The organism is Streptomyces sp. NPDC031274 (assembly GCF_055570235.1).
Window position 1 is genome coordinate 173,394 of record NZ_JBVIHP010000015.1, and the last position, 24,334, is coordinate 197,727.

At 71.0% G+C, this 24,334-nt stretch carries 26 protein-coding genes; 20 read left to right on the forward strand and 6 right to left on the reverse strand.

All coding sequences use genetic code 11. From position 1 onward, the window contains the following. Window positions 1-5 precede the first annotated feature (5 nt). Window positions 6-1,472, forward strand: coding sequence for a hypothetical protein (locus ACZ5CR_RS24170; RefSeq protein ID WP_468860653.1), 1,467 nt, complete (start codon window positions 6-8; stop codon window positions 1,470-1,472). A gap of 18 nt (window positions 1,473-1,490) precedes the next feature. Here ACZ5CR_RS24170 and ACZ5CR_RS24175 read toward each other — a convergent pair whose 3' ends face one another. Continuing rightward, on the reverse strand, window positions 1,491-2,207 hold the full coding sequence (locus ACZ5CR_RS24175) for a 1-acyl-sn-glycerol-3-phosphate acyltransferase (protein ID WP_468860656.1): 717 nt from the start codon (window positions 2,205-2,207) through the stop codon (window positions 1,491-1,493). Between the two features lie 169 nt (window positions 2,208-2,376). On the opposite strand from ACZ5CR_RS24175, the gene ACZ5CR_RS24180 reads away from it, so the two are divergent. From ACZ5CR_RS24180 to ACZ5CR_RS24190, 3 genes are all read left to right on the forward strand, one after another. Next, a complete protein-coding gene (locus tag ACZ5CR_RS24180) occupies window positions 2,377-2,625 on the forward strand; it encodes an acyl carrier protein (RefSeq protein ID WP_468860659.1) in 249 nt (82 codons plus the stop codon). Beyond that, a complete protein-coding gene (locus tag ACZ5CR_RS24185; protein WP_468860661.1) occupies window positions 2,622-3,827 on the forward strand; it encodes a beta-ketoacyl-[acyl-carrier-protein] synthase family protein in 1,206 nt (401 codons plus the stop codon). The genes ACZ5CR_RS24180 and ACZ5CR_RS24185 overlap by 4 nt, the downstream gene beginning before the upstream one ends. Before the next feature lie 93 nt (window positions 3,828-3,920). Beyond that, window positions 3,921-4,148 carry a hypothetical protein gene (locus ACZ5CR_RS24190; RefSeq protein ID WP_468860664.1) on the forward strand — a complete coding sequence of 76 codons (228 nt, stop codon included), beginning with the start codon at window positions 3,921-3,923 and terminating at the stop codon, window positions 4,146-4,148. Here the strand turns inward: ACZ5CR_RS24190 and ACZ5CR_RS24195 are convergent. After that, window positions 4,138-5,196: a vWA domain-containing protein gene (locus ACZ5CR_RS24195; RefSeq protein ID WP_468860667.1), complete on the reverse strand. Its 1,059-nt coding sequence runs from the start codon at window positions 5,194-5,196 to the stop codon at window positions 4,138-4,140. The two genes, ACZ5CR_RS24190 and ACZ5CR_RS24195, sit on opposite strands and share 11 nt — an antisense overlap. 195 nt (window positions 5,197-5,391) lie before the next feature. Between ACZ5CR_RS24195 and ACZ5CR_RS24200 the strand changes: the two genes are divergently transcribed. Next, complete coding sequence (locus ACZ5CR_RS24200; RefSeq protein ID WP_468860669.1) at window positions 5,392-5,850, forward strand: SRPBCC family protein; 459 nt, start codon at window positions 5,392-5,394, stop codon at window positions 5,848-5,850. Window positions 5,851-5,955: 105 nt separating this feature from the next. Here the strand turns inward: ACZ5CR_RS24200 and ACZ5CR_RS24205 are convergent, their stop codons facing one another. Beyond that, complete coding sequence (locus ACZ5CR_RS24205; RefSeq protein ID WP_468860671.1) at window positions 5,956-6,258, reverse strand: hypothetical protein; 303 nt, start codon at window positions 6,256-6,258, stop codon at window positions 5,956-5,958. Between the two features lie 281 nt (window positions 6,259-6,539). Here ACZ5CR_RS24205 and ACZ5CR_RS24210 point away from each other — a divergent pair, with 281 nt between their 5' ends. From ACZ5CR_RS24210 to ACZ5CR_RS24255, 10 genes are all read left to right on the forward strand, one after another. Then, complete coding sequence (locus ACZ5CR_RS24210; protein ID WP_468860674.1) at window positions 6,540-6,947, forward strand: rodlin; 408 nt, start codon at window positions 6,540-6,542, stop codon at window positions 6,945-6,947. A 158-nt stretch (window positions 6,948-7,105) separates the two neighbouring features. Beyond that, window positions 7,106-7,531, forward strand: coding sequence for a DUF6299 family protein (locus tag ACZ5CR_RS24215; RefSeq protein ID WP_468860676.1), 426 nt, complete (start codon window positions 7,106-7,108; stop codon window positions 7,529-7,531). A 161-nt stretch (window positions 7,532-7,692) separates the two neighbouring features. Then, window positions 7,693-7,956 carry a BatC protein gene (locus tag ACZ5CR_RS24220; protein WP_468860679.1) on the forward strand — a complete coding sequence of 88 codons (264 nt, stop codon included), beginning with the start codon at window positions 7,693-7,695 and terminating at the stop codon, window positions 7,954-7,956. Then, window positions 7,953-9,158, forward strand: a complete 1,206-nt coding sequence (locus tag ACZ5CR_RS24225) for a cupin domain-containing protein (RefSeq protein WP_468860681.1) — start codon at window positions 7,953-7,955, stop codon at window positions 9,156-9,158. Before ACZ5CR_RS24220 ends, ACZ5CR_RS24225 begins: the two co-directional genes overlap by 4 nt. Window positions 9,159-9,168: 10 nt before the next feature. Continuing rightward, window positions 9,169-10,065 carry a sucrase ferredoxin gene (locus tag ACZ5CR_RS24230; RefSeq protein WP_468860683.1) on the forward strand — a complete coding sequence of 299 codons (897 nt, stop codon included), beginning with the start codon at window positions 9,169-9,171 and terminating at the stop codon, window positions 10,063-10,065. Window positions 10,066-10,325: 260 nt separating this feature from the next. Further along, window positions 10,326-10,979, forward strand: coding sequence for a GOLPH3/VPS74 family protein (locus ACZ5CR_RS24235; RefSeq protein ID WP_468860685.1), 654 nt, complete (start codon window positions 10,326-10,328; stop codon window positions 10,977-10,979). 470 nt (window positions 10,980-11,449) lie between these two features. Beyond that, window positions 11,450-12,196: an FG-GAP repeat domain-containing protein gene (locus ACZ5CR_RS24240; protein ID WP_468860688.1), complete on the forward strand. Its 747-nt coding sequence runs from the start codon at window positions 11,450-11,452 to the stop codon at window positions 12,194-12,196. 159 nt (window positions 12,197-12,355) lie between these two features. After that, window positions 12,356-12,973: a helix-turn-helix transcriptional regulator gene (locus ACZ5CR_RS24245; protein WP_468860759.1), complete on the forward strand. Its 618-nt coding sequence runs from the start codon at window positions 12,356-12,358 to the stop codon at window positions 12,971-12,973. A gap of 204 nt (window positions 12,974-13,177) precedes the next feature. Next, window positions 13,178-13,855, forward strand: a complete 678-nt coding sequence (locus ACZ5CR_RS24250) for a Pvc16 family protein (protein ID WP_468860690.1) — start codon at window positions 13,178-13,180, stop codon at window positions 13,853-13,855. Next, window positions 13,852-15,963, forward strand: a complete 2,112-nt coding sequence (locus ACZ5CR_RS24255) for an ATP-binding protein (protein ID WP_468860693.1) — start codon at window positions 13,852-13,854, stop codon at window positions 15,961-15,963. Before ACZ5CR_RS24250 ends, ACZ5CR_RS24255 begins: the two co-directional genes overlap by 4 nt. 97 nt (window positions 15,964-16,060) lie before the next feature. Here ACZ5CR_RS24255 and ACZ5CR_RS24260 read toward each other — a convergent pair whose 3' ends face one another. Then, entirely contained in the window at window positions 16,061-17,461 is a 1,401-nt protein-coding gene (locus ACZ5CR_RS24260) for a hydrolase (protein ID WP_468860694.1), read from the reverse strand. 425 nt (window positions 17,462-17,886) lie between these two features. Between ACZ5CR_RS24260 and ACZ5CR_RS24265 the strand changes: the two genes are divergently transcribed. The 4 genes from ACZ5CR_RS24265 to ACZ5CR_RS24280 all read left to right on the forward strand — a co-directional run bounded on the left by ACZ5CR_RS24265 (window position 17,887) and on the right by ACZ5CR_RS24280 (window position 20,658). Further along, window positions 17,887-19,485: a phage tail sheath subtilisin-like domain-containing protein gene (locus ACZ5CR_RS24265; protein ID WP_468860697.1), complete on the forward strand. Its 1,599-nt coding sequence runs from the start codon at window positions 17,887-17,889 to the stop codon at window positions 19,483-19,485. Window positions 19,486-19,553: 68 nt separating this feature from the next. Further along, complete coding sequence (locus ACZ5CR_RS24270; RefSeq protein ID WP_383279946.1) at window positions 19,554-19,997, forward strand: phage tail protein; 444 nt, start codon at window positions 19,554-19,556, stop codon at window positions 19,995-19,997. Further along, window positions 19,997-20,503, forward strand: a complete 507-nt coding sequence (locus ACZ5CR_RS24275; RefSeq protein ID WP_468860700.1) for a hypothetical protein — start codon at window positions 19,997-19,999, stop codon at window positions 20,501-20,503. The genes ACZ5CR_RS24270 and ACZ5CR_RS24275 overlap by 1 nt, the downstream gene beginning before the upstream one ends. Next, the gene (locus ACZ5CR_RS24280) at window positions 20,500-20,658 is read left to right on the forward strand and encodes a DUF6760 family protein (RefSeq protein WP_389912212.1); all 159 of its coding nucleotides are present in this window, start codon (window positions 20,500-20,502) and stop codon (window positions 20,656-20,658) included. Before ACZ5CR_RS24275 ends, ACZ5CR_RS24280 begins: the two co-directional genes overlap by 4 nt. Here the strand turns inward: ACZ5CR_RS24280 and ACZ5CR_RS24285 are convergent. Together ACZ5CR_RS24285 and ACZ5CR_RS24290 are read right to left on the reverse strand one after the other, a co-directional pair. Further along, entirely contained in the window at window positions 20,607-21,389 is a 783-nt protein-coding gene (locus ACZ5CR_RS24285; RefSeq protein ID WP_468860702.1) for a hypothetical protein, read from the reverse strand. The two genes, ACZ5CR_RS24280 and ACZ5CR_RS24285, sit on opposite strands and share 52 nt — an antisense overlap. 1,746 nt (window positions 21,390-23,135) lie before the next feature. Next, entirely contained in the window at window positions 23,136-23,333 is a 198-nt protein-coding gene (locus tag ACZ5CR_RS24290; protein ID WP_468860704.1) for a hypothetical protein, read from the reverse strand. A gap of 235 nt (window positions 23,334-23,568) precedes the next feature. On the opposite strand from ACZ5CR_RS24290, the gene ACZ5CR_RS24295 reads away from it, so the two are divergent. Beyond that, window positions 23,569-24,294, forward strand: coding sequence for a hypothetical protein (locus ACZ5CR_RS24295; RefSeq protein ID WP_468860706.1), 726 nt, complete (start codon window positions 23,569-23,571; stop codon window positions 24,292-24,294). Window positions 24,295-24,334 lie beyond the last annotated feature (40 nt).

The window sequence follows — 24,334 nt, forward strand, 5'->3', positions numbered from 1 at the left end:
CGGCGATGAACGCCAGTGACACCACGACAGCTCCCCGCAGGCCCGCGACGGCCTGGCCCCTGGAGAACGCTCTGATCAGTGCCGCGCTCGCGGCCCAGCGCGTCTCCTGGATCGACGCCCCGGCGCGCGCCCTCGGCCTCAAACCGTTCACCCGGCAGCACCTGACGCGGCAGGTCCTCGCCCAGCTGCGGCGCACCACGTCCGGTAGGCCGACCCGGCTGCGCACCGCGTTCGGCACCTTCCTGATGCCGCTGAGCGCCGATGACGCCGCCGGCCTGATCCGCGGGGCCGACGAGGCCGGCGCCGGAGGTACCGTCACCGCCCTCACCGCAGAGGGACGCCGCCTGCGGCTGACACCCCATGCGACGCTGCCCGTCCCCCTCGACGCGCTGCGCGCCCAGGTGCGGGCGGCCGTCGACGAAGAGGCCGCCGCCGTCTACGCCGGTCGCCGCACGGACGGCAGCATCTCCCGCGCCGACTGGTCCGCGCACACGGCACGCCTGGCGCGGCGGATCGTCCTCGGGGACGGAGCCGCCGACGACAGCCTCGTCAGCGCCATCCTCGAAGCCACCGCCCGGTCCGATGACAGCACCGAGTACGCCGCCCGCGCCGCCGCGCTGCGCCGCCGTCTCGACCCGTACGTCCATGACGCGCACCCGGGCGGACTCGCCGCCGCCGATCTCACCGACGACACCAGGGATGCCGTGCTCGAGCACGCCCTCGAGACCGTCACCCGGGCCCTGACCGACACGGCGTCGCAGGCCCTGGCGCTGGTGACGGTGCAGCCGCTGATGCCCGCAACCGACCGCACCGAACGGGCCGAGCGGGCCGTCAGCGAGGCCCTGCACCGCTACCCGCCGCTGGCCGCCACCGTGCACGAGATCCGCGCCCCCTTCGCATGGCACGACCTGACCGTCGCGACCGGCACCGAGATCCTGTGCGCGACCGCCTGGCTGCGCGACCTGGACGGAACACCGGGCCACGGCAGCGACGACCCGTCGGTGTCCCTGTGCGCTGCGCCCGCCCCGTGCGCCACGGCCGAACTCGCCGTCCTCGCCGCCACGGAACTGGTCCGCGCTCTCACCCAGCACGCCGAACCGATCGTCCTGGCCCCGCACCTCACCCCCGACGCGCTGCCTGCCACCCTGCCCGCCGCTTCGCTCCGCGTCGCCCTCGCGGACGCCGACCACCCGGTCGGCCACGCACCGGACGGCGCCGACGCCCGCGCGGTGGCCGACGGGTACGTGCCGCCAAGCGTCGGACAGAGCCCCGCCCACTACGCCGCGCTCACCGCGGCGGGCGCCCGCAGCCTGGACGAGCACGCCCGGAAACTCGCCGACTGCGCACACCAGCCCGGCTGGAACCACGACGCGTTCGGTGAAGCCTGCCGGATGACGTTGCTCGCCCACGCCGAGCGCTGCGCCCGCGCCGCCGCGGACGCACGCCGGGCCGCCGACTGGCTGACGAACTGAGCCCGGACGCCCGCCTCCCTACCAGAACGGTGTCGCCCGGCGGTGCCGGTCCCGGTCGACCATGCCCTGGACGGTGAACCAGACCTCGTCGCACAGCCGCCGCGCCGCCGCCGAGCGGGCCGCGAAGGACGCCGCGCGGGCCGGGGCGGGGACCGGCTCGCCGATGCTGATCCGCCACTTCGCCGGAAGCGGCAGCGGCGTGGTGAGAGGGAAGTACGGCAGGTCGAACCGGCGGGCCAGCGCCCGGATCTCACCGAGCTTCGGATACGTCTCCTCGGCGCCGACGATCGACACGGGCACCACCGGCACGCCGGTCTGCACCGCGGTGACCGCGAAACCCGGGCCGAAGGGGCGCAGTCGGTAGCGCTGCGAGAACGGCTTGCCGACCCCGTCGAGTCCCTCGGGGAACACAGCGACGATGTGCCCCGCCTCCAGCCGGTCCCGGCCCAGGGTCGGATCGTCGGTGAAGACGTCGTGCCGACGGGCGTACGCGGCAAGGGGCGGCAGCCGGAAGACCGACGCGGAGGCGTAGAAGTGCACCGGCCGTCGCAGCCGGCGGTGCAGGAGCTTGTGCAGGACGAAAGCGTCGAGCCCCCAGGCGCCGGAGTGGTTGGCGACCATGAGCGCGGGCCCGGACAGCGGTACGTTCTCCAGGCCCGACACCTCCACGCGGAGGTAGTCGTCGGCGAGCCAGCTCAGTACGCCGTCCACCAGGTCGGCGCCGGCTTCGCTCAAAGGTCCCGCGCTCGCTTCTGACGCGTCTTCCGCATCCTTCACATCTGCTAGATCTGTCACAAGATCCCACTTTCAGCTGAAAATGGGCCGTTGCAAGCCTAAAGATGCCATTGAGGTGGTCTCTCTCACTAGCGCCCGAATTCCGGACGCGTTCAGGGAAAGGCCAGCCATGAGTACCTCTGCGTCACCTGCGACCGCGGATCTGATCACCAGCCTGCTCGTCGCCAAGTTCGAGGTCGACCCGGCCGCAGTCCGGGCCGACGCCCGCATGACCGACCTGCTCGCCGACTCGCTGATGGTCGTCGAGATGGCCATCACGCTCAAGGACGACCTGGGCGTCAGCGCCACCGAGGACGAGCTGCGGGAGCTCACCTTCGCCGAATTCTCCGCCCGCGTCGACGAGCGCCGCGCCGGATGACGCGGGACACCGCCGTCGCGGTGACCGGCCTCGGCCTGGTCACCGCGGCGGGGGCCGACACGGAAAGCACCTGGGCCGCGGTCCGCGAAGGACGCGCGACCGCGAGGACCGACCCGGAACTGCGGGACCTGCAGGTCTCCCTGAGCTGCCGTGTCGACGCCGTGGACGAGCTTCCCCCGCGGCAGCCCGGCGCCGCGCAGCTCGATCCCGGCGCCCGCATGGGCCTGGCCGCCGTCACCCAGGCCCTGGACACGGCCAAGCTCGACCCCGCCGAGTGGGATCCGGCCCGCGTCGCCGTCGTCACCGGCTGCTCCGTCGGCGGGATGCACACCCAGCGGGCCGCCGGGGCCCGCCTCGCCACCGACGGCCCGCAGAGCGTCTCCCCGTACTTCCTGACCGGCTACCTGCCCAACATGGCGTGTGCCGCCATCGCCCTGCACCTCGGCGTGACGGGGCCGACCCTGAACGTCGCGACCGCGTGCGCCTCGGGGGCCACCGCCCTCGGCACGGCCCGTGACCTGCTCGCCTCGGACCAGTGCGACATCGCCGTGGTCTGCGGTGCCGACGCGGCCGTCACTCCGCTCATGGTGACCGGCTTCGCCCAGCTCCGGGCACTGTCCGACCAGTGCTCCCGTCCGTTCGACGCGGCCCGCGACGGCTTCGTCATCGCCGAGGGCGCGGGCGCCCTGATCCTGGAACGGCCCGAGCACGCGGCCGCCCGCTCGGCACCCCGGCTCGCCCGGCTCATCGGTTACGGGGCGAGCAGCGACGCCCACCATCTGGTGGCCCCGCACCCCGAGGGGCGCCACGCCGAGCGGGCTCTGCGCGCCGCGCTCGCCGAGGCCGGGGTCGCCCCCGGCGACGTCGACCATGTCAACGCGCACGGCACCTCCACCCCGCGTGGCGACGCGATGGAGGCGGCGGTCCTGGCTCGCCTCCTCCCGCACCGGCCGCCCGTCACCTCCGCCAAGGGGGCTCTTGGTCACACCCTCGGCGCGGCAGGCGCGATCGAAGCCGCTCTGACGGTACTGGCGCTGGGCGCGGACCTCGTCCCGCCCACCGCGGGGCTGACCGACCCGGATCCGGCGCTCGACATCGACGTGGTCGCCGACAGCGCCAGGACCGTCACCTCGGCCGTCGCCGTCAGCAACTCCTTCGGCTTCGGCGGCCACAACGCGGTCGTGGTGCTGGCCCGCGACTGAGCTCAGGCGCGTCGAAAGCCGCCGGGCGTGACGCCTGCTCTGAGGCCGGGCGTGACGCCTGCTCTGAGCAGGCAAGATGTTCACCGTTCCGGGGTGGTCAACACCGTCTGCGGCACTCTGTTCCTCGGGGAGTCCCTCGCCGCCGTGCAGGCGGTGGGGGCTCTGGTGCGCTTGGCGGGTGCGATCCTCGCCGCGCCGCAAGGGCGGCTCTCCCGGCGCTCCCCCGTGCCGCTGCCCTCCGGGCGACAGGACGTGCCGCCGTCCCGCGAGCAGCGGGACTCGGTCGAGGGGCAGAAGGGGGTCGGGTGTCTCAGAGCATGATGAGCAGACGTGTCTTCGGCTTGAGCTTCCTGTTCACCGAACGACTCTGCACATAGACCTCCAGCTTGGGATTGTTGCCCGCCTTCACCGAGACGGTTCCCTGAATACCCGAACCGAACAGCAGGCTGCGCGCCGCGTCTCCCGTGTAGGCGCGATCGGTGTCCTTCTCGACCACGATGACTTCCTTGTTCGGCTGGACCTGAGCGCGGGCGCCCAATTGGTAGTAACAAGCACCGCGTTCGTACGTCACACCCGGATGTGAATCGACGAAGGGGCGGATCTCGATCTCCTTGTCGACCTTGAGGAGCCGGTACATGTCGGCCGCAATCGGTTCGAGATTCGCCCGCACTTCGTCAATCGAAATGTCCTGGCCGACGGCGAACAGATTCTTCGTTCCACGCACACCCTGCTCGCGGGCCCGGAGGAAGCTGGTGGCGGCCGCGCGTACGGTACCTATCGCCTCCTCGACGCCCTCCTGGGAATCCGCGTCCCAGATGGCTATGTTCCCGGCCGGGAAGCCGTAGTTCTGGGCGGTCCGCTTGGCCAGGGAATTCGGAACGAGGATCGCCGAGGTCCAGTGGCCCGGAAGCCCACCCATCTTCGCCGCGATCTTGTCCAGCCAGGGTCCGAGGATGGTCATGTCGCCGTCGTGCCGCCTGTTGCCGCCGGAGGCGTTCTCCTCGCCGTCCGTCACCACTATCTGGAGGAAGCTGTGCTCGCCGTATTCCTCCCATATGTGTTCCAGGTCGTCCAGAGACTTCAGCGAAGCCTCGATGAGGGCCGTAGCGCCATTGTTGACATGGTAAAGACCCCGCATGGACGGCAGGTGCTTCACGTCCATGTCCCAAACCAGGTTCTCCACCCGGTGGTCGAAGGAGTAAAGGCTGATTCGGGTCTCGTGGCCGAGGCTGTCCGACTCTGCTTTCAAACCCGACACGAACTCGTCCACGACGCGGACGAGCTGATTCTGGTGCGGTCGCATGGAACCCGAACAGTCCACTACCAGCGCCACGTGATTCACCTTGTGCTGGATCCTGTTGGCGGACATGATTCTGCTCCTTCTTCGAGGGCTTCCCGACTGATTTCACTCTATGGGTAGGCACTGACAACGGCCTTTGACGCACGATCACCTGCCGTCGTCCTCCGCCGTGTTCGGCACTCGGGAGCCGACCTGGAGCCCGCGGCCGGGTGAGAGTGGCAGGCGGTTGATCCTCTGGCCGAGTGCTTGTGCGAGCATCCCGGCATGAAGCGCTTCGAGACCGTCACGCACATCTCCGCGTCTCCGGCGGTCGTCTTCGACCTGTCGTTGGACGTGGACCTGCACACCGCGTCCATGGCCGACTCCGGGGAGCGGATCGTCGGCGGAGTCCGTGCCGGACGTATGACGCTCGGCGACACGGTGACGTGGCAGGCCCGGCACTTCGGTGTGCGGTGGCGGATGACCTCACGCATCAGCGTGTACGAGCGGCCCGCACGATTCGTGGACGAGCAGGTGGCCGGACCGTTCAAGCGGTGGCACCACACGCACCACTTCGCACCGGACGGGCGCGGGGGCACGGTGATGCGCGACGTGATCGAATTCGCGGCGCCGTTCGGCCTGCTGGGAACGGGCGTGGAGGCGGTGGCGCTCGGCCGGTACATGCCCAGGCTCATCGAGGCGCGCAACGTGTACGTGAGGGAGTGCGCGGAGGCGTCCGCCTAGGGCGATCCGGTCTGCTGCCTGTGTCGCACCATGTCTACTGCCTGTGTCGCACCATGGTTCCGATCGGAGTCGTCAGGAGCAGTCAGCAGGGAGCAGGGAGCACCCTCATTGGTCCAGTCGGTGCAGGCAGTCGTTCCAGCGTCGGCGCCGTTCGGCCGGGGTCTGTTCCCACCAGGCCGTGCCGCGCTCCCCCAGTCCTGTCTTCGCGAGGTGTACGCGGGCTCGGGCCGCTTTCCGTGCGTCTTCGTCGTCGCCCGCGGCGGCCACGGCCCGGCGGGCCGACATCAGGTGGTGAGTCAGGCGCTCTTCCACTTCGTGGGGCAGGCGGGGGTCAGTCGCCCGCCAGCGTCGCCCCTTGATGATGACGAAATGGCCGTCTTCGGTGTACCGCACGCTCTCTGCCGCCACAAAGCCATCATGACCCGCCACCGGTGAGGATGCCGCGGCGCGCGCCCCGTCCCACCCCCGGGGCGCTGGGTGCTGTGCGGCCCGGCGCCCAGCGCCCCGGATGACCCAGCTCCTCCGCGCACGGCGCACCACATGGCGTACACGCGTGTGCTCATACGCTTTCCCGTCCTGCCGTCAGCTCCGCTCCGCCGACACTCTGCCAATGGACGAATATGCCCGGCCCCAAGGCCTTGAAGCTGTATTGATTCATGTCCTCAACCAAAGTTTCGTACTGGAGTGACATGCGAACCCGTACCTTCCCGCTGGCTCTCAGCCTTGCCGCCCTCTCCCTGGTGGGCAGCGCCGGTGGCGCGGCCGCCGTCGGCAACGACGACGGCACCACCAGCGCCAGTGGCAACAACGCCAAGGAGGCCTTCGGCAACAGCGCCACCCACGGCGACCAGAGCCTCCAAGGTGCCGCGATCCAGGGCTCGTTGAACAAGCTCTGCGCCGGTGTGCCGGTCAAGGCGAACGTGGGCTCCCTCGTCGGCATTCTCGTGCCGGTCGCCGTACAGGACGTGCCGGTCCTTTCGGCGCCCCAGAACCAGCAGTGCGCCGACAACTCCACGCAGTCCAAGGGCGACGAGCCGCTGTCGCACCTCGTCGAGGGCGTTCCGGTGCTCTCCGGCAACGGCACAGCCAACGGATGAAGTGACGTGGCGGCGAGATGACGGTGGCCGCGTGCCTCCCGCTCGCCGCTGCCCCGGTTGCCAGGAGGCACTCCCCTCCGGCAACCGGGGCTCGCAGTTCCACCAGGTCCGCTGCTGACGGAACTTCGAGTTCCGTCTCCCCTCACCCAAGAGGCCCCATGTCATTGCGCCAGGCCACCATGGTCTTCACCGCTTCACTGTTGCTGTGCACCGCACCCGCTGCCGATGCGCTCGCCGACCCGCACGAGGCGGTGACCGTCGACCCCACAGGCCGCCTCACCCGGGACGGCACCGTCACCCTCTCCGGCACATACCAGTGCACCGGCGGCACTGGCCCCGTCTTCGTGTCCTCCTCCCTGACCCAGGGCAATCGCACCGTCCAGTACGGCATCGGCGGCACCCGTGCGATCTGCGACGGCGCGCAGCACGCCTGGACCAACACGGGACGCCCTTCGCCCGCCGCCCTCAAGCCGGGCGTCAGCCACGTCGAAGCCACCGTGCTGGAACTGGACTCGCGCAGCGGGCTCCCGCTGCCCCGCTTCCACGCCGCGCAGCGGCAGGACGTCGTACTCGCTCAGAGCTGACGGCGGCCTCGCCGACGACCGCCGACCCGGGAAGCCGACCGGGCACCCCGTGATCCCTTCAGGTTGCCGACCCCCATCGCGTGAGCGAGCTTGGTGGAAGCAGAGAGGGCCCTGTCTTGAGGGGGCGCCCGATCCCAGCCGTTCGATTCTCAGGAGGCACTATGTCCAACCCCGAGCAGGATCCGAACCAGCAGGAAGGCCCGGCGGACGGTGGCGCCGCGGGCACGCCCGGCGTCCATGACGGCGGTGCGGACGGCGGAGCCGAGGGCCCGGCGGACGGTGGCGCGGCAGGCACGCCCGGCGTCCACGACGGCGGCGCGGACGGCGGAGCCGAAGGCCCGGCAGACGGCGGAGCGGCAGGCACGCCCGGCGTCCACGACGGAGGCGCCGACGGCGGAGCCGACGAGTCCGGCAGCGGCGTTTGAGTGCTCCCCCGACCGAGCTTCAGGACGTCGGCGCCACAGCAGGCGTCGGCGTTCTGGAGACACGCCTGACCGGCCTGAGCCGGGATGAATTCGCCCGCGACGTCTGGGCGCGCACAGCGCTGCTTACGCGCCGTGCGAGCGACTTCTCCGACCTGTTCTCCGCCGACGCCGTGGACGAACTCATCTCGCGTCGCGGGCTGCGTACCCCTTTCCTCCGCGTCGCCAAGAACGGCTCCACGCTCCCCGAGTCGTCGTTCACCGCGCCCGGCGGTGTCGGCGCCACCATCGCCGACCAGCTCGACGACACCGCGCTGTGGCGCGAGTTCGCCGACGGCGCCACGCTCGTCCTGCAAGCTCTGCAGCGCACGTGGGGGCCTGTCGCGGACTTCAGTGCCCGGCTGAGCGCGGAGCTGGGGCATCCGGTGCAGGCCAACGCCTACGTCACGCCGCCGCAGAACCGCGGGTTCGACGACCACTACGACGTACACGACGTCTTCGTTCTTCAGATCGACGGCACAAAGCGCTGGCTCATCCACGAGCCGGTCCATCCCGACCCGCTGCGCGACCAGCCCTGGACCGATCGCCGCGATGCCGTCGCCGACGCCGCGAAGGGCGAGGCCCATATCGACACCGTTCTCGAGCCCGGTGACGTCCTCTACCTCCCGCGGGGCTGGTTGCACGCCGCGCGGGCGCAGGGCGAGGTCTCGATCCATCTGACGCTCGGAATCCACGGCTGGACGCGCTACGGCCTTGCCGAACAGCTCGCCAAGGCCGCACTCGCGACGTTGCGCGACGATCCCCGGATGCGCGGCACACTGCCCCTGGGCGTGGACGGGCCGGAGGGTGAGATCGACATCGTGCGCGAACACCTCGTCGCCGCCGTCACGAAGGCCGATTCCGCTCCGTTGTTCCACCGCGCAAGGCGAGGCCAGGGGCGCCCCGCACCCCTGGGGCCGCTGGCCCAGCTCGCGGCCGTCGACAGCCTGGGCCCCGATGCACCGGTGCGGCTCCGTGAGGCGCTGGAAGTGCGGCTTGAGGGCCGCCGCCTGGCCACGCGCGTGGGCTGGCTCGACTTCCCGGAGACCGATCTGCCGTCGGTCACGCGTGTACTCGACGGCGAGGTCCACATGTCCGGTGATCTCGGCGTCGACCTCGTCGAGAGGCTGTTGCGTGCGGGTGTGCTGGTGCCCGCCGAACAGTGACGTGGCCGCGGTGACGGCGACGGAGCGCTTCTTCTGCGCCGAGGCCGCACGGGCACGCGGCGACTCGCTCGCGGGCACGGCACCGTACGGCTCTGTCTGGATCCTCATCGAGTACCGGGGCGGCTGGCCGCCCAACGGTTTCGACGGCCTCGATCTCGATCCTGCGGCCAAAGGCCTGGTGTTCTCCGCCGCCCAGGCGGTGCGGGCACGGATGCTTCTGATCAGGCGGCACGGACGCCGCAGCCCCGAGGGCCCCATGCGCTGGGCCGTACTGCGCTACGACAGCTCCGGCGCCCACCGCCAGCAATGGGGCACGTGGAGCCGCGACGAGGACTTGGCGCAGATCGTAGATGCCCTCGGCGCCCCCGGAGAGCTCGACCGTCCGCCCGTCGTCCTCGTCTGCGCCCACGGTCAGCACGACACCTGCTGCGCCGTGCGCGGCCGCCCTGTGGGGCGCGTCCTGAGCGAGCGCTGGCCGAGTCTGGTGTGGGAATGCACCCATGTGGGCGGCGACAGATTCGCCGCCAACGTCGTTGTCGCGCCCGACGGTGTCTACTACGGCAATCTCGATGCCAGATCGTCCGTGGCAGCGGTCGAAGGGCACCTGACCGGCCGCATCCACGCGGAGCACCTGCGCGGATACACGGATCTCTTCCCTCCGCAGCAGGCCGCGGTCGCCGCCGCACTCGGGCGCTTCGGCCCGGCCGGCCGGCATGACTACGCCATCGTCGAGACGTCCCGCGAAGACGACCGCTGGCGGATCCGCGTCACCGGCCGTCCGCCTGGTCCGGCGGCTCTCGACATCGAGGTGCGCTCCCATCGCACACCACCGAGTCAGCTGACCTGCCGCGGGTTGTCGATGAGTTCGGCCGTCCACTACGAGGTCACCTCGATCCGCGTCGCCTGAGGCTGCGGGATCTCCGCCACGTCAGGGGCTCCATGGTGGTCACGTCTCCCGATTCGCCTGAGGGCGAGGCGGCGCCGGTGCCGCATCACTTGATGACATCGCGTTACTAAGTGATGCGTCTGACTACCCCCGACTACCACCCCCGACTTTCGGAGGGGGCGGGCGCTTGCGCCATCTGTCACTTAGTGACATTGTCACTAAGTGACAGAACGTGCCCGCCGCACGGCCCGGCGCCCCGCATCCTCTGCATGGGAGACGACATGACCCAGACGCTGCCGCAGCGGCTCTACCTGCTCTGCTACTCCGTGGACAAGGGCAAGTTCCAGCTCGACAACCTGCAGGGCCGCGGCCAGTTGCTGCGGGCCGGTGCCCTGACCGAGCTGGCTCGCGACGGCCTCCTCGACGCGAAGGGAGGCAAGGTGGTCCGCATGCTCGGGAAGACGCCGGACAACTCCTTCAATGCCGCGGTGTGGAGCGACCTGCCCGACAGCAAGCCCAAGGGCTGGCTCCAGTTCGTGCACAACAAGGCCCACACCGCGGAGACACCGGTCCGCGACCAGCTCGCCGCCGCGGGAGAGATCTCCGTCTCGCGCGGCAGGGTGATGGGCCTCATCCCGGCCGACCGTGTCACCGTCGCCCGCCCGGAGGAGGTGCGCACCCTCCAGGAGCGGGTGCGCGACACCGTACTCAAAGGATTCGCTCCGGTGACGATCCCGCTGGAGGAGCTGGCCATGGCCGTGTTCGCGGCGGAGGTCGAGGTGACCTGCGTGTGGAGCCGCGGAGAACTCCGCACCCACAAGCAGGCGCTCAAGGCGCTCGCCGCGCGGTTCGACGAGATCGTTCCCGGCCTGCGCAGAGCTCTGCGCGACTCGTACCTGTCGAGCAGGGCGGTCGGCGGAGGCTGGAGCGCCTGAACGCGCGGGAGACGCCGACAGGCAGGCAGAACAGGGCAGGGCAGGGCAGGCAATCCAATGCCGTGGATCAGCAGCGCGGAATGGCGCGGCCACTCAGAAGTCACGTGGTGTGAAGAAAATCTGACACTGCCAAATACTCCGCCGCCTCACTAACGTCGTTCGCGGCGACGAAGAGCGCGGCGCCTGCTCGGTGATTCCTCGAGTGCTTCCCCAAATGACCCCAGACACTGCCCCTCCGCTTGCCCGATGAGGACCGCGCGTCCCATCTCAGCGTTCCAGGCCGCTTACGTTTCAGCTGGTCAAAGGCGTATTTCTCGTTCCAGCGTCCCCAACTGCCCGGCTTTCGTGGCGGTCGGAGCGGATCACCCCGCAAGCTCAAGCCGTGCCCTTACGGGAGATCCGAGAGACCCGAGAGACACGTCCCGACAGCCACGGCACCCACAACAGCCACGACATGAGGAGTTCACAGAATGCTTCGCAAGCGCTCACGTCTGATCGCCGCCCCGGTGGCGGCGCTCGCCCTGACCCTGACCGCCGCCGGGTACCAGGCCAACGCGGCGGGCTCGTCAGAATCGGACGGCGCGGCACGGTCCGGCAAGGCTGCCGACGCGACGGCCCCGTGTCTGTCCGGCGCCACGACGCTGGTCGGCGACCTGGACGGCGACGGCCGTCCGGACAAGATCGTCAACCCCGGGCACACCGGCACCAAGATGACGGTCCAGTGGGGCGCCGCGGACGGCTCGTTCGGCAGCAAGAAGACGGTCGCGGGACTCCTCGGCGCGAAGACGGATGAGGTCGCCACCGCCGCGGTCGCCGACTTCCAGAAGGACGGCACCCTGGACATGGTCGTCAACCTCGTGACGCCCGCCGGCGGGGACGACCCCAACAAGGCACGCGTCGCCGAATTCCGCCCCGGCCCGCTCAAGCGGTCGAACCTGTCCTCCGCCGCCGCCCGGCACTCCGACATCGGCGACCTCGGCGAGGCCAAGCAGCTCCGCATCGCCCACTACGGCGGCGACACATACCCGGACCTCGCGATCCTCAACAACGCCGGCGACGGAGTGATCGAGCGATCCGTGCGCCTGACCAAGCCGGGCAGCGGCCCCGGCGCCTTCGACTACGAGCTGCAGCAGAAGTACGGCGAGACCGGGACCCCGGCCGAACTGCCTGCCATGCCCACCGACGGCTGGAAGCACTTCTACAAGTCCTGCTCCTGATACAGGTCCTGCTCCCGATACAGGTCCGGCTCCCGATACAGGTCCGGCTCCTGATACGGGTCCGGCTCCATGCCACGCCCGAGCCCCGATCACCGCAGTCCCAGAAGTGAGGAAGTTCGCTTGTCCAGCTCGCCCCCGGCCCCCTCGACCGCCCCACCGATGACGAACCGGGTGCGGGTCGCCGTGACCGCCTCCGACCCGATCAGCCGTGAGGGCGTCCTCAGCCAGTTACGCCGGCACCCCGAGGTCGAACTGGAAGGGGAGTCCGGCCCCACCACAGTCGCGCTGCTCATCGAGGACACCCTCGACGAGGCCGCGCTGACCCGGCTGAGGCGCGTCGTGCGCAGCGAGGGCGCGCGTGCCGTGCTCGTCGCGGGCACGGTCCGCGAGCACGAACTCCTGGAGGTCATCGAGTGCGGTGTGGGGGCCATAGTGTGGCGCCACGAAGCGACCGCCCAGCGCCTGGTCCAGGCGGTGCTGACCACCGCCCGGGGTGGCGGCGATCTGCCGTCGGACCTGCTGGGCCAGCTCATCGGCCAGGTGCGGCGCCTCCACCGTGGCGGCGCCGATCTGCCGGTGTCCTTCCTGAGCTTCACCAAGCGCGAGGTGGACGTCGTGCGCCTCGTGGCGGAGGGGTTCGACACTTCGGAGATCGCCATGAAGCTGTCGTACTCCGAACGAACCGTCAAGAACGTGATGCACGGCCTCACCACACGCCTGCACCTGCGCAACCGCGCGCACGTGGTGGCCCATGCCCTGCGTGAGGGCTACATCTGACCGGACCGACTCCCGGAATCTCACCGGAGAGGCTCCCCGGAATCTGACCGGACGGGCTCCCGGGCAGCCCGTTGAGGCAGAGAGCACTGCCCCGACGTCATCCCTGGCGTCCCTGGGCTCCGGCCGCTGCGGGGAGCACGATCGACGGCAGGGCCGCCATCACATCGTTCGGCGGGGAAGCCAACGGCAGGTGGGAGCGCGAGAGTGATCCATGAGGTGGACGAGGTCCTCAAGGGCCTCATCAGCGGCGGGGCACTGGCCGGGTCCGGAATCGACGTGTCCTTCGACGTGCCCACCCGTGACTGGGCGGCCCGGCGCAACGCACCCGTGGTCAACGCGTACTTGTACGACATCCGGGAGGACGTGAGCCTGCGGCAGCGCGGCCACACCGGGCTGCGCGACAGCCGTGACATCGTCGTACGCCGCCGCCGTCCCCCGCGCTGGTTCCGGCTCGCCTACCTGGTGACCTCCTGGACGAAGACGCCACAGGACGAACACCGGCTGCTGTCCGCCGTGTTGGCGACACTGCTGCCGCACGAGCTCCTGCCCGCCCAGGAACTCCCGGGCGCCCTCGGGGATCTTGGCCTTTCGGTGCCTGTGACGGTCTCCGCCAACCAGTCGGAGGCCCGCTCCCTCGCCGACATCTGGTCGGCGCTCGGCGGCGAGCTCAAACCGTCATTGGACGTCACGGTGACCGTGCCGTTCCCGGCGTACCCCGACTACGACGCGGGGCCGCCGGTCACCGAGGGCGCGACGGTCCGGGTCGGCGCTGTCGACGGCGGCCCGCCCCGGTCGACGGAACGCGCCCACCGCCCCCACCACGTGGCGGCCGCGCGCTCCGCCCGCGAACAGGCGACGGTCCGCCCCACGGAGCAGTCATGAGCACCTCGTCGTTGTCGTCGCAATCGTCGCCGTCATCGCAGTCGTTGCCGTCATCGCCGTCGTCGTCGCCGCAAGACCCCTCCCCCACGGCTGCCCGCCCACAGGACCTCGTGCCCACAGGACCGGCCCGCTGCCTCCTCGACCGCCTTGCCGGACTACGGCAGACCGCGAGCGCCCTGGTCGAACACCGCTCCGCCGGGGATCCCACCGCGAGCGACCCGTTGCGCGGCCTGTACATGTCCGAGGAGGCCGTACGTCATCTGCTGCGGGCCTGGCCACGTGCGGAGCCGGATGCGGACGTCCCGCCGGAGGTGTGGGCGCCGTGGCCCGAGGACACCGGCGACCCCGACGACCGCCTGGCCCGGACGGCTACCCGGCTGCACCTGACCGAGCTGGACGCGGCCGTCCTGCTCATCGCCCTCGCCCCCGACCTGGACCGCACCTTCGAGCCGCTGTACGGCTACCTCAACGACGATGTGAGCCGGCGCCGCGCCACCGTGGGACTCGCCCTCGACCTGTGCGGGGTGCCCGCGCACCTGCCGGACGCCCGCGCCCGCTTCCACCTCGCGGCGCCGCTGCGTGCCCTGGGGCTGCTGACGGTCGAGGAGGACGAACGGCCGCTTCTCACCCGCTCCTTGCGCGTGCCCGACCGGCTCACCGCCCATCTGCTGGGTGACGCCTCCTCGGACGCCGCGCTCCTGGGACTTCTGCGTCCGATGCCGGTCCCGCAGGCCCACGCGGAGCACGACGAGGGCTTCGTACGGCAGCTGACCGCCCGACTCGGCGAAGGGCCGATCACCGCCTATCTGCGCGAACACCGCGAGGGCGATGCCCTGGCCGTCCTCGCGTCCGCCCTGCACGGGGCCGGTCTCGAAGCCCTGCGGTTCTCCGGCCCCGCCGACCACGTCCCTCAACTGCTGCGCGAGGCACGTCTCAGCGGCCGGGCCGTCGTCATATCCGGGCTGCCCGAACAACCGGGCCCGCTGGTGGCCGAGTTGGCAGCGGCGACGGACGTGACCGTGCTCCTGGCCGATCCCCGCCCCTACGACCCGCAGTGGTCCGCGCGCGACCCTCTGGTGCTCCAGGCGCCCCGGCTCCCCGCCGGGGGAACGGCCGCGTGGCGGACCGCGCTCGGTCCGGCCGCCGACGCCTTCGACCTGGCAGGCACCGTGGCCCCGTACCACCTCGGTGCCGAGCGCATCGGGCGCGCCGCGCAGGCCGCCGCCACGCTCGCCGCCTTCGACGGGACCGCGCTCACCGCCGCCCACGTCCGTCTCGCCGCCCGGCAGCAGTCGGCGTCGGGCCTCGAACAGCACGCTCGCCGGATCCGGCCCGCGGTGACCTGGCAGGACCTGGTCCTGCCCGGCGCCCCCCTCGCCCAGCTGCGGGAGCTCGCCCTGCGCGCCCGCCACCGCGACCGGGTCCTCGGCGACTGGCGGCTCAGCGCGGGCGGCGGCCGTGGCCGCGGGGTCGTCGGTCTGTTCGCGGGAGAGTCCGGCACCGGGAAGACGCTGTCCGCCGAAGTGGTCGCCGCCGATCTGGGAGTGGACCTCTACGTGGTCCAGCTCTCCTCGATCGTGGACAAGTATGTCGGCGAGACCGAGAAGAACCTAGAGCGGATCTTCACCGAGGCCGACCGCACGGACGCCGTGCTCCTCTTCGACGAGGCCGATGCCGTCTTCGGCAAGCGCTCCGAGGTCAAGGACTCCCACGACCGGTACGCCAACATGGAGAGCGCCTACCTGCTGCAGCGCCTGGAGTCCTTCGACGGCATCGCCCTGCTGACGACCAATCTGCGGGCCAACATCGACGACGCGTTCACCCGGCGCCTCGACCTGGTGGTCGACTTTCCCTTCCCCGACCCCGGGCAGCGCCTTGCCCTGTGGCGGCACGGCCTGTCGCACGTGCCGCGCGCCGATGCCATCGAAGTGGACGGCCTCGCCAGGGACTTCGAGCTTTCGGGTGGCGCCATCCGCAGTGCGGTGGTCACCGCCGCCTACCTCGCGGCCGGACGGGACGAGCCGGTCGCGACGGGCGACCTGGTGGAGGGCGCCCGCCGCGAGTACCGCAAAGCCGGCCGTCTCGTCCCGGGCGAAGCGAGCTGGTGACCGCCGACTTCACCGGGTGAACCGGGTGAACCGGGTGCCGGTCCTGACCGTCACCCGGTGAAGTCGCCAGTGAAGCCGACGGTGAAGTCGGGGGCCGTCACACCTTGAAGCGGACCGCTTCCAGCTGTTGGTACTGCTCGATCGGGCTCCCGTGGTACTTCCACCCGCCGGGGTCGGTGCACACCGGCCCCATCCACTGCCTGTCCTTGACATAGGCGTCACTGCACACGGAGCCGTCGAAGACCTTGAAGGTGTAGCCCTCCAGCGGGGGGTCTTCACTCTTGGAGCTGCCGAAGTACATGTTCTTCCCGTCGTCCACTTCCGCCCACGGGATCTCCTTCCGCCAGCCTTCGCCCACCCAGGCTCCGGTGCCGGTGACGCCCTGAGTGTCGCTCACCGCGATGTTCAGAGCCTTGATGGGCTTGCCCTTGCCGACCGTGCCGGCTTCGACGCCGTCACACACCGGGTCCTGCCAGCCGTCTCCCTTGACCAGGGCGCGGTAGCAGATGTGGCGGCCCTCGCTGCGCGCGGCGAGCTTGCGCACCGCGTCGGCCGCGGTCTCCTTCTTGGGTTTCGCGGGCTTGTCTCCGCCGCCACCACCGCCGCCGCCCTTCTCGTCGTCCGAGCCGCCGCCACCGGGCTTCTCGGCGGACTCGGACGGCTTGTCCTCGGGCTCGGGCGACGGGCTGCTGATCGGAGGAGGTGAACTGGACGGCGCGATGTTCCCCGCCGCCTCCGGCTTCTCCTTCGCGGCGGTCTGCAGCTGCGGCCGGTACGACAGCCAGATCACCACGAAGGCGATCGTCACGGCGAGGAGCAGGGCGAAGGTGGTGGCCAGCCAGCCCGGCAGGATCCCGCGCTGTACGAAGGTGCCGTTCACGTCCATCGGCTCGGTGCCGGAGCGCCGTACGGCCAGCGAGTAGGGCTGCTCCTGCTTGGAACCGAACCAGGTGATCTGCCGGGGCCGCAGCGTCGTCTTCACGAACGCGGCGCGGCCCGGCTCGATCTGGATGTTGCTCGGCTGGAGGTCGTACGACAGCCGGTCCCCGCTGTCGCTGCCACTGAGCGACGCGGTGACCTTGGTGTTGCCGAGGTTGTCCACCGCAAGCCGCGGCCGTCCCCGGAAACGCCCCTTCACCGTCGGCGGCACAAGATCGGCGCGCACCTCGGTGAAGGGAGTGATGGTGAGGTTGCCCTCGGGGACGGTGACGGCGTCGGGATGTTCTGTCGGAGTGATCCGCACCGCGTACGGATTGGGTCCTGCGGTCGCGTCCGGCGTACGTGGTGGCGCGAACGTCAGCTCCACCGTGCCCGTCGTCCCCGGGTACAGCCGCAGCGACGGCGGCTCCACTCTGGTCCAGGGGGTGAGGTCACCGACCGGTTCGAAGCGGTACTCGTCGACGATGTCACCGGTATTGCGCACTTTCAGCCGCACCGTTGTACTGCTGCCGGGATCGACGGTTGCGGAGGCGGGTTCTAGGGAAGTCCAAAGGCTCACGCCACGACGCTAGGAGAGACCGCACGGCTCGTCAGGAGCCCGCCGGGCAGACCTTGTTGCCTGGAGGGGCAGCGGCATGTGCTGCCCGGCCCGCCGGACTCCGTTCCCTCGAAGCGAACTTCACGCCCAGTTCATGACGACCGTCGGCCGTGTCCGTCCGTCGTGGCCCAAGCGGCCCCGCCACTGGTGGAACCAGGAGCTGACCCACCACCCCTACCCGGCCACCTCACGCCCGGACAGGGCCACAGGGGCAGTCGTACGGGCACCGACGCGGGCGGGGTGTCCGGGCAGCGACTTCCGTTCACGCCGAAGTGCCCTTGCGGGCATCGACGTTGCCCGGCAACCGGCACCGGAGGCCATTTCGGCGGCGACCCGAACCGGCCAGGCTGAAGAGGTTCCGTCACGTACCCCGAGGAGAGCAGAGCATGCCGTCCTACTTGTCGCCCGGCGTCTACGTCGAGGAGGTCGCCAGCGGTTCGCGTCCGATCGAGGGGGTGGGCACCTCCGTGGCGGCCTTCGTCGGACTCGCGCCGACCGGATCCCTCAACGAGCCCACGCTGGTGACCAACTGGACCCAGTACGTCGCCGCCTTCGGCGACTTCACCGACGGGTACTACCTCGCGCACTCCGTCTACGGCTTCTTCAACAACGGCGGATCCGCCGCGTACGTGATTCGCGTGGGCGGCTCCGCGGACGGCCCGTCCGAAGACGGCAGGGCTCCCGCCGCGGTTACCGGCGGGGCACCCGCGGCGGCGCTGCCCGCCGCCGAGGCGAAGCAGCTCGGCGCGTTCTCCGTGGCCGCCACGGCGCCCGGCGCGAACGGCCAGCTGTCCGTGGAGGTCGCCGACCCCGAGGGCGAAGGCCCCGCGGAGCGCTTCAAGTTGATCGTCAAGAGCGGTGACAAGCCGGTCGAGACCTTCGACGTGAGTGCCAAGAAGGGCAACCGGTCGTACGTCGTCACCCAGGTCAAGGAGCGCTCCAAGCTCATCACCGTGACGGAGAACGCGTCCGGCGCGCAGCTCACCCGGCCTGAGAACCAGACCGTCGCACTGCCCGCGCCTCCCGCCGCGGCGGCCCCCGTGCCCGCGCCCGTGGAGCAGCACACGTCCTCGCACCCCGGTCCGGCCCAGTACCTCGGCGACTCCGCCGACCGCACCGGCTTCGGCGGCCTTGAGGCCATCGACGAGATCTCCATGGTGGCCGTCCCCGACCTCATGGCCGCCTACCAGCAGGGCGCGATCGACCTGGAGTCCGTCAAGGCCGTGCAGCTCGGGCTCATCGCCCACTGCGAGCTGATGGGCGACCGGGTCGCGGTCATCGACCCGCCCCCGAGCCTGAATGCCCGTCAGATCCGCGTGTGGCGCCAGGAGACGGCCGGTTACGACTCCAAGTACGCGGCCCTGTACTATCCCTGGCTGAAGACCTTCGACCCGGCGTCGGGCAAGGCCCGCATGATGCCGCCGAGCGGCCACATCGCCGGCATCTGGGCCCGCAACGACTCCGAGCGCGGCGTGCACAAGGCCCCAGCCAACGAGGTCGTACGCGGCGCCGTCGACCTGGAGCTGCAGATCACCCGCGGTGAGCAGGACCTGCTCAACCCCATCGGCGTCAACTGCATCCGCTCCTTCCCCGGCCGCGGCATCCGCGTCTGGGGCGCGCGCACCCTCTCCTCGGACCCCGAGTGGCGCTACCTGAACATCCGCCGGTACTTCAACTACCTGGAGGAGTCGGTCCTGATCGGCACCCAGTGGGTGGTGTTCGAGCCGAACGACCACGCGCTGTGGGCCCGGATCCGGCGCAACATCTCGGCGTTCCTGATCACCGAGTGGCGCAACGGCGCGCTCTTCGGCCAGCGGCCCGAGGACGCGTTCTACGTCAAGTGCGACGAGGAGACCAACCCTCCGGAGTCGGTCGACCTGGGCCGGGTCGTGTGCGAGATCGGCGTCGCGCCGGTCAAGCCCGCGGAGTTCGTGATCTTCCGGTTGTCCCAGTTCTCCAGCGGCAGCGGGGAGTTGGACGAGTAGTCCGCCGTCCGCACCCCCGCCCTCGTACGCCATCGCCACGAAGCCAGCTTTAGAAGGACAGCGATTCCATGAGTCTCATGCAGGGTGACTCCCTCACTTCACACAACTTCGGTCTGCAGATCGACGGCGTGATGGTCGAGTACCTCCAGGAGGTCAGCGGTCTGACCCTCGAACAGGACATCATCGTCAGCCAGCAGAACACCGCGCAGGGAAAGATCGACATCAACATCCTGCCGGGCGTGAAGAAGAACGGGCAGTGCACCGTGGTGCGCGGCATGACCCAGTCGTCCGCGTTCACCCAGTGGATCAACGACTCGATCAATGGCCAGATGAGCACGGCCCGCAAGAACGCCTCCATCATCATGATGGATTACCAGGACAACCCGGTGAAGCGGTACAACCTGCGCAACGCCTGGTGCAACAAGATCGACGCCAGCAGCCTGAAGGCCGGCGAGGCCGCCGTGCTCACCGAGACCGTGACCATCGTCTTCGAAGAACTGGTCATCGAGTAATGCGGCGCAAGGCTGTTGGTGCGCCGGACACGGGCACGGTCGTCGCGGCGCCCCCGGCCATCCAGACCGCGGCGGGGGGAGCGGAGTCCCCCGCTCAGGCTCCCCCCGCCGCTCAGACCGACACCGCACCGCGGGTCCTGCGCACGGAGTTCCCCTTCCAGTTGCCCCGCGGGTACGTGGACGAGGCGGGGACCGTGCACCGGGACGGCGTGATGCGCCTGTCGACGGCGCGGGACGAACTGATCCCGCTGCGAGATGTCCGCGTCCAGGAGAACCCGGCCTACCTGTCGGTGGTGCTTCTGGGCCGGGTCATCACGCGCCTGGGCACGCTGCCGTCGGTGCACGACGGGACGGTGGAGAACCTGTTCGCCTCCGACCTGGCGTTCCTCCAGGACTTCTACCGACAGATCAATGCCGAGGGGCACACCCGCGCCGCCGTGGAGTGCCCGCACTGCTCCGAGCCGTTCGAAGTGGAACTCGGCGGGAGCCGCCTGGGGGAATCGTGACGTACGCGACCGACCGACTGCACGAGGAGATCGCGTACGTCGCCTATCACTTCCACTGGAACCTGGAGACGATCCTGGATCTGGAGCACCATGACCGCCGCCTCTACGCGGACCAGATCGCGTCCTTCGTGACGCTCGCCGGGGCGGAGGGCTGAGCGGTGGGATTCTTCGACAGGCTGCGGGGCCGGGACGGGGACGGGGGCGTGCTCGCTGACGCTGCCGATGTCGGTGGCGAGGGTGGGGGTGGTGACGGCGGTGCCGTCACGGTTCCGTCGGTCAGCGACGCCGTGTCCGGTGGCGCATCGGACGGCGCATCGGACGGCGCGTCCGACGGCGCCGGACGTGCCGCGGGTGCGTGGTCCGGGCTGCCGCCGATCCAGCGGTCCGTGCGCGACGGCGGGTCCGGCGTCGCGGATTCCGCGTTCGGCATGCGGCTGCCCACGTGGCAGAACCCGTCGTTCGCTGCGACGTCGTCCCGCATCGGCGTCCTGGACGGGGCGTCGTCGAGCAGCCTGCTCTCCTCCACCTTCTCCTCGTCGCCCGCGGCACTGAGCGAGACGGCACGGCCGGTCACGGGGCTCGAGGGTGCCGTCGGCGCGGCGCCCTGGACACCCGCGTCGCCGTCCTCGTCGGCGCGCCGCCTGCCGGTAGCGCCGCTGCGTGAGGTGCGGCGGGCGGAGTCGACGCCCGTCTCGCCCGCACTGCCTGCCGCTCCGGAAGTCCCCGGAGCGGAGGCGCCCAGATCAGGTGCGTCCGGCGGCCCGAAGGGGCCTGCCGCATCCCGTCGATCGGTGGGGACCGTGGGATCGGCGGCATCGGCGGGTTCGGCAGGGTCGACCGCCGGGCGTACCGCCCCCGTGGGTCCCGGTAGGCGGCCGGGGCCCACGGCATCTTCCGTGCCCGCAAAGGGCGTTGGAGGCGCGGGGCAGACTCCGGTGACGGCGCCCGTACCCGTACCCGTACCGGTGCAGCGTGCTGCGGCGTCCGGCGCACGAGGCTCTGGAGGGCCCGGGGTGCCTGTACCTGTCGCACAGGCGCTGGCACGGATTCCTGGAGAGCAGGGTTCCGGTCGGCAGCGTCCCGTCTCCCGGACCGTGCAGCGCGCGCACTCCGCGCAGGAGGGGAACGGGGCGTCGGCAGCCACGCCGCCCCGTGTGCCGAGCGCTGCCACACCGTCGCCGACCCCGGCCCATGGGGTACGCGTGACGCCCGTCCCGGCCGCCGTGCCCCTGGCGGCCACGCGGCCCCCTGCCCTGACCAGGGCGCCGGTCGCGCCTTCGGCCGTGCAGCGCCGCGTCCTGCCTGTGGCCCGTCGGGAGCCTGCGCCGGCGCGGGCCGCCGCGAGTGACGGGGCGCGGGGGGCGCCTCCGGGCGGGGGCGACGGGGAACGAGGGGGAGGCGAAGCGGCCTCCCCTTCAAGGCCGTTCACGAGCTCCTCGTCCACGCCTGAGCCGGGCGCTTCGTCGGCTCCCGCAACAGCGGGTGCTGCTTCGTCGGTTGCTGCGACTTCACCTGCCGCCTCGTCGGGTACCGCGTCATCGGGTGCTGCCTCGTCGGGCATTGCCTCGTCGGGCATTGCCTCGTCGGGCGCTGCCTCGTCGGGTGCTGCTTCGTCGGGTGCTGCGTCATCGGGTGCCGCATCAACGGCTGCCGCCCTGTCCGATGCTGCGACACCGGCTGCCGCGAAGCCGACTGACCGGAGCGGGCCGTCCGATGCGCGGCCAGTGGCACAGCGAGCGACTCGGAGTGCGCACAGCCCGACGCCGTCCGCCTCACGCCCCTCCCCGGCCGCCCCACCTTCTACAGCACCTCAGCCTCGTACAGCGGTGAACAACACTCGTACGGACAGCGGTGTATCGCGTACTGATGCAAGCAACTCGCCCCTGGCTGCATCGGATTCGCGTGCCACCGCGAGCGCACCCCGCACTGATGCGCCCAACTCCCCTATCCAAAAGCCGATTTCAGCTCCGCCCCAGACGCCCGTGATCCCCCAGCGTCCAACAGTGCAGCGCAGCGCCACCCCCAAGGCACCCCGTGCGGGTCTCGGCGCCCCGGTCGCCTCGACGCATCCGAGCCCGACGTCCGCCCCCGACGTCCCCAGCGCTCCTGCCGGACCGCGCGCGAACCCGGCCTCCACGCAGCCCACGCACGAGGTCCAGCGCTCAACGGCTCCCGTCACCAACCCCACGCCACGCGGCCACAACCCGCTCGGCGCACCCGTCACTGCACCCGCCGCTCCCACCGCGCCGCGTGCTTCCACGCAGCCCTCGCACGAGGTCCAGCGCTCCACCACTCCCGCCACCAACCCCACGCCACGCGGCCACAACCCACTCGGCGCGCCCGCCACCACCCCCAACGCGCACGCCACTCCCGCCGAGCCGCCGCCCGCTTCCACGCAGCCCGCACACAAGGTCCAGCGCTCCACCGCTCCCGTCACCACCCCCGCGCCACGCGGACGCAGCCCGCTCGGCGCTCCGCTCACCGCCCCGCCTCCGGAGGCCGTACCGCTCACGAACTCCCGGCAGCGGGGACCTGCTGCCGCGTCGCGCCACAGCGACCGCACAGCTCCGCCCTCGGTTCAGCGGGCCGCTTCCGCCGACTCGCCCTCGGCGTCGGCCGACGCGTCACGCCCTCACGTCCCGACGTCAGCGCAATGGACCTCCGCATCCGCGCCGTCGACGAATCCCGCGCCGCCCGCAGACGCTCCGAAGCCGACTCCCGAGTCGCCCGGGTCCACCGGTCCGACGGCGCCACCGGTCCAGCGAGCCGCCACGCCCAACGCACCCACCGCGTCCGCCACGCCCACCGTGCCGCCGGTCCAACGAACCACCCCGTCCACTCCGCCCCCCGCCTCCGGTCCGCCCACCGGTCGGGTAGCGCCACCGGTGCAGAGGGCTGTCCCCAGCTCGCCTGTCGCCCCCTCGAAGCAGACCCCCGGAGCTCCTCGCACCAGCACCCCCGAAGTGCCGCCTGTTCAGCGAGCCATCACCCCCAACTCGCCGGCCGCGTTCGCACCGGCGCAGGACACGGCGACGCCTCCCGAGGCTGCCCCGAAGCAGACTCCCGTGACTTCCCGCTCCGACGCCGCCACTCCCCCGCCGGTCCAACTGGCCACCCCGCCCCGCGAAGCGGCACCGCACACGAGCACCCCGCCGCAGGCATCGGAAGCCCCCCGGCCGAGCACCCAGCCGCACATGCCGATCCAACGGGCCCTCGAATCAACCACGTTCACCCCGGCCACCCTGGCCACCCCCGCCAAGCCTCTACGCCGTCTCACCTCACCCAACACAAGCACCAGCACCACCCCCGCCACGTCTTCACCCCTCCCCGTGGCCCGCCTCGTAGCCCCGTCGACGCCGGGCCGCGTAACTCCGCCCTCATCCAGGCCTGTTGCCCTGCCACCTGGCGGCGGCCCCACTGTGCAGCGGGATTTCCGCTCGGCGACCCAGACGCTCGCCGCCGCGGCCGCCTCCACCGTCGCAAACGCCATGGGTCGGATCCGGCCGAGCGGCCAGAGCCAGCAGGAGCAGCAGCACGACAGCATCGCGGACGACCCGCTGCCCTTCCCGCCCGACAGGACCACGGCCTCGGCGACCTCCGCCACCAGCAGCGCGCCGCCGCCACCCGAGTACGCGCGGGTGCCCGAGGGGACGTTCGACCCGAAGGACCTCACGGACTTCCAGATCGACGAACTCGTGCACCGCATGATCGGCCGCATCACGCGCCTCGTCCGCACCGAACTCCGCATGGACCGCGAACGGATCGGCAGGCTCCGCGACGACCGCCGCTGACCCGCGCGCAGCAGTGACAACAGCAAGAGCAGCAGCACCG

Bases quoted from the DNA above. Each gene is read 5' to 3' on its own strand.
- ACZ5CR_RS24200 (WP_468860669.1), top strand. From the start codon at position 5,392: ATGAAGCGCTTCGAGACCGTCACGCACATCTCCGCGTCTCCGGCGGTC.
- ACZ5CR_RS24255 (WP_468860693.1), top strand. From the start codon at position 13,852: ATGAGCACCTCGTCGTTGTCGTCGCAATCGTCGCCGTCATCGCAGTCG.
- ACZ5CR_RS24235 (WP_468860685.1), top strand. From the start codon at position 10,326: ATGACCCAGACGCTGCCGCAGCGGCTCTACCTGCTCTGCTACTCCGTG.
- ACZ5CR_RS24180 (WP_468860659.1), top strand. From the start codon at position 2,377: ATGAGTACCTCTGCGTCACCTGCGACCGCGGATCTGATCACCAGCCTG.
- ACZ5CR_RS24240 (WP_468860688.1), top strand. From the start codon at position 11,450: ATGCTTCGCAAGCGCTCACGTCTGATCGCCGCCCCGGTGGCGGCGCTC.
- ACZ5CR_RS24275 (WP_468860700.1), top strand. From the start codon at position 19,997: ATGCGGCGCAAGGCTGTTGGTGCGCCGGACACGGGCACGGTCGTCGCG.
- ACZ5CR_RS24245 (WP_468860759.1), top strand. From the start codon at position 12,356: ATGACGAACCGGGTGCGGGTCGCCGTGACCGCCTCCGACCCGATCAGC.
- ACZ5CR_RS24270 (WP_383279946.1), top strand. From the start codon at position 19,554: ATGAGTCTCATGCAGGGTGACTCCCTCACTTCACACAACTTCGGTCTG.
- ACZ5CR_RS24265 (WP_468860697.1), top strand. From the start codon at position 17,887: ATGCCGTCCTACTTGTCGCCCGGCGTCTACGTCGAGGAGGTCGCCAGC.
- ACZ5CR_RS24215 (WP_468860676.1), top strand. From the start codon at position 7,106: ATGTCATTGCGCCAGGCCACCATGGTCTTCACCGCTTCACTGTTGCTG.
- ACZ5CR_RS24185 (WP_468860661.1), top strand. From the start codon at position 2,622: ATGACGCGGGACACCGCCGTCGCGGTGACCGGCCTCGGCCTGGTCACC.
- ACZ5CR_RS24170 (WP_468860653.1), top strand. From the start codon at position 6: ATGAACGCCAGTGACACCACGACAGCTCCCCGCAGGCCCGCGACGGCC.
- ACZ5CR_RS24210 (WP_468860674.1), top strand. From the start codon at position 6,540: ATGCGAACCCGTACCTTCCCGCTGGCTCTCAGCCTTGCCGCCCTCTCC.
- ACZ5CR_RS24195 (WP_468860667.1), bottom strand. From the start codon at position 5,196: ATGTCCGCCAACAGGATCCAGCACAAGGTGAATCACGTGGCGCTGGTA.
- ACZ5CR_RS24220 (WP_468860679.1), top strand. From the start codon at position 7,693: ATGTCCAACCCCGAGCAGGATCCGAACCAGCAGGAAGGCCCGGCGGAC.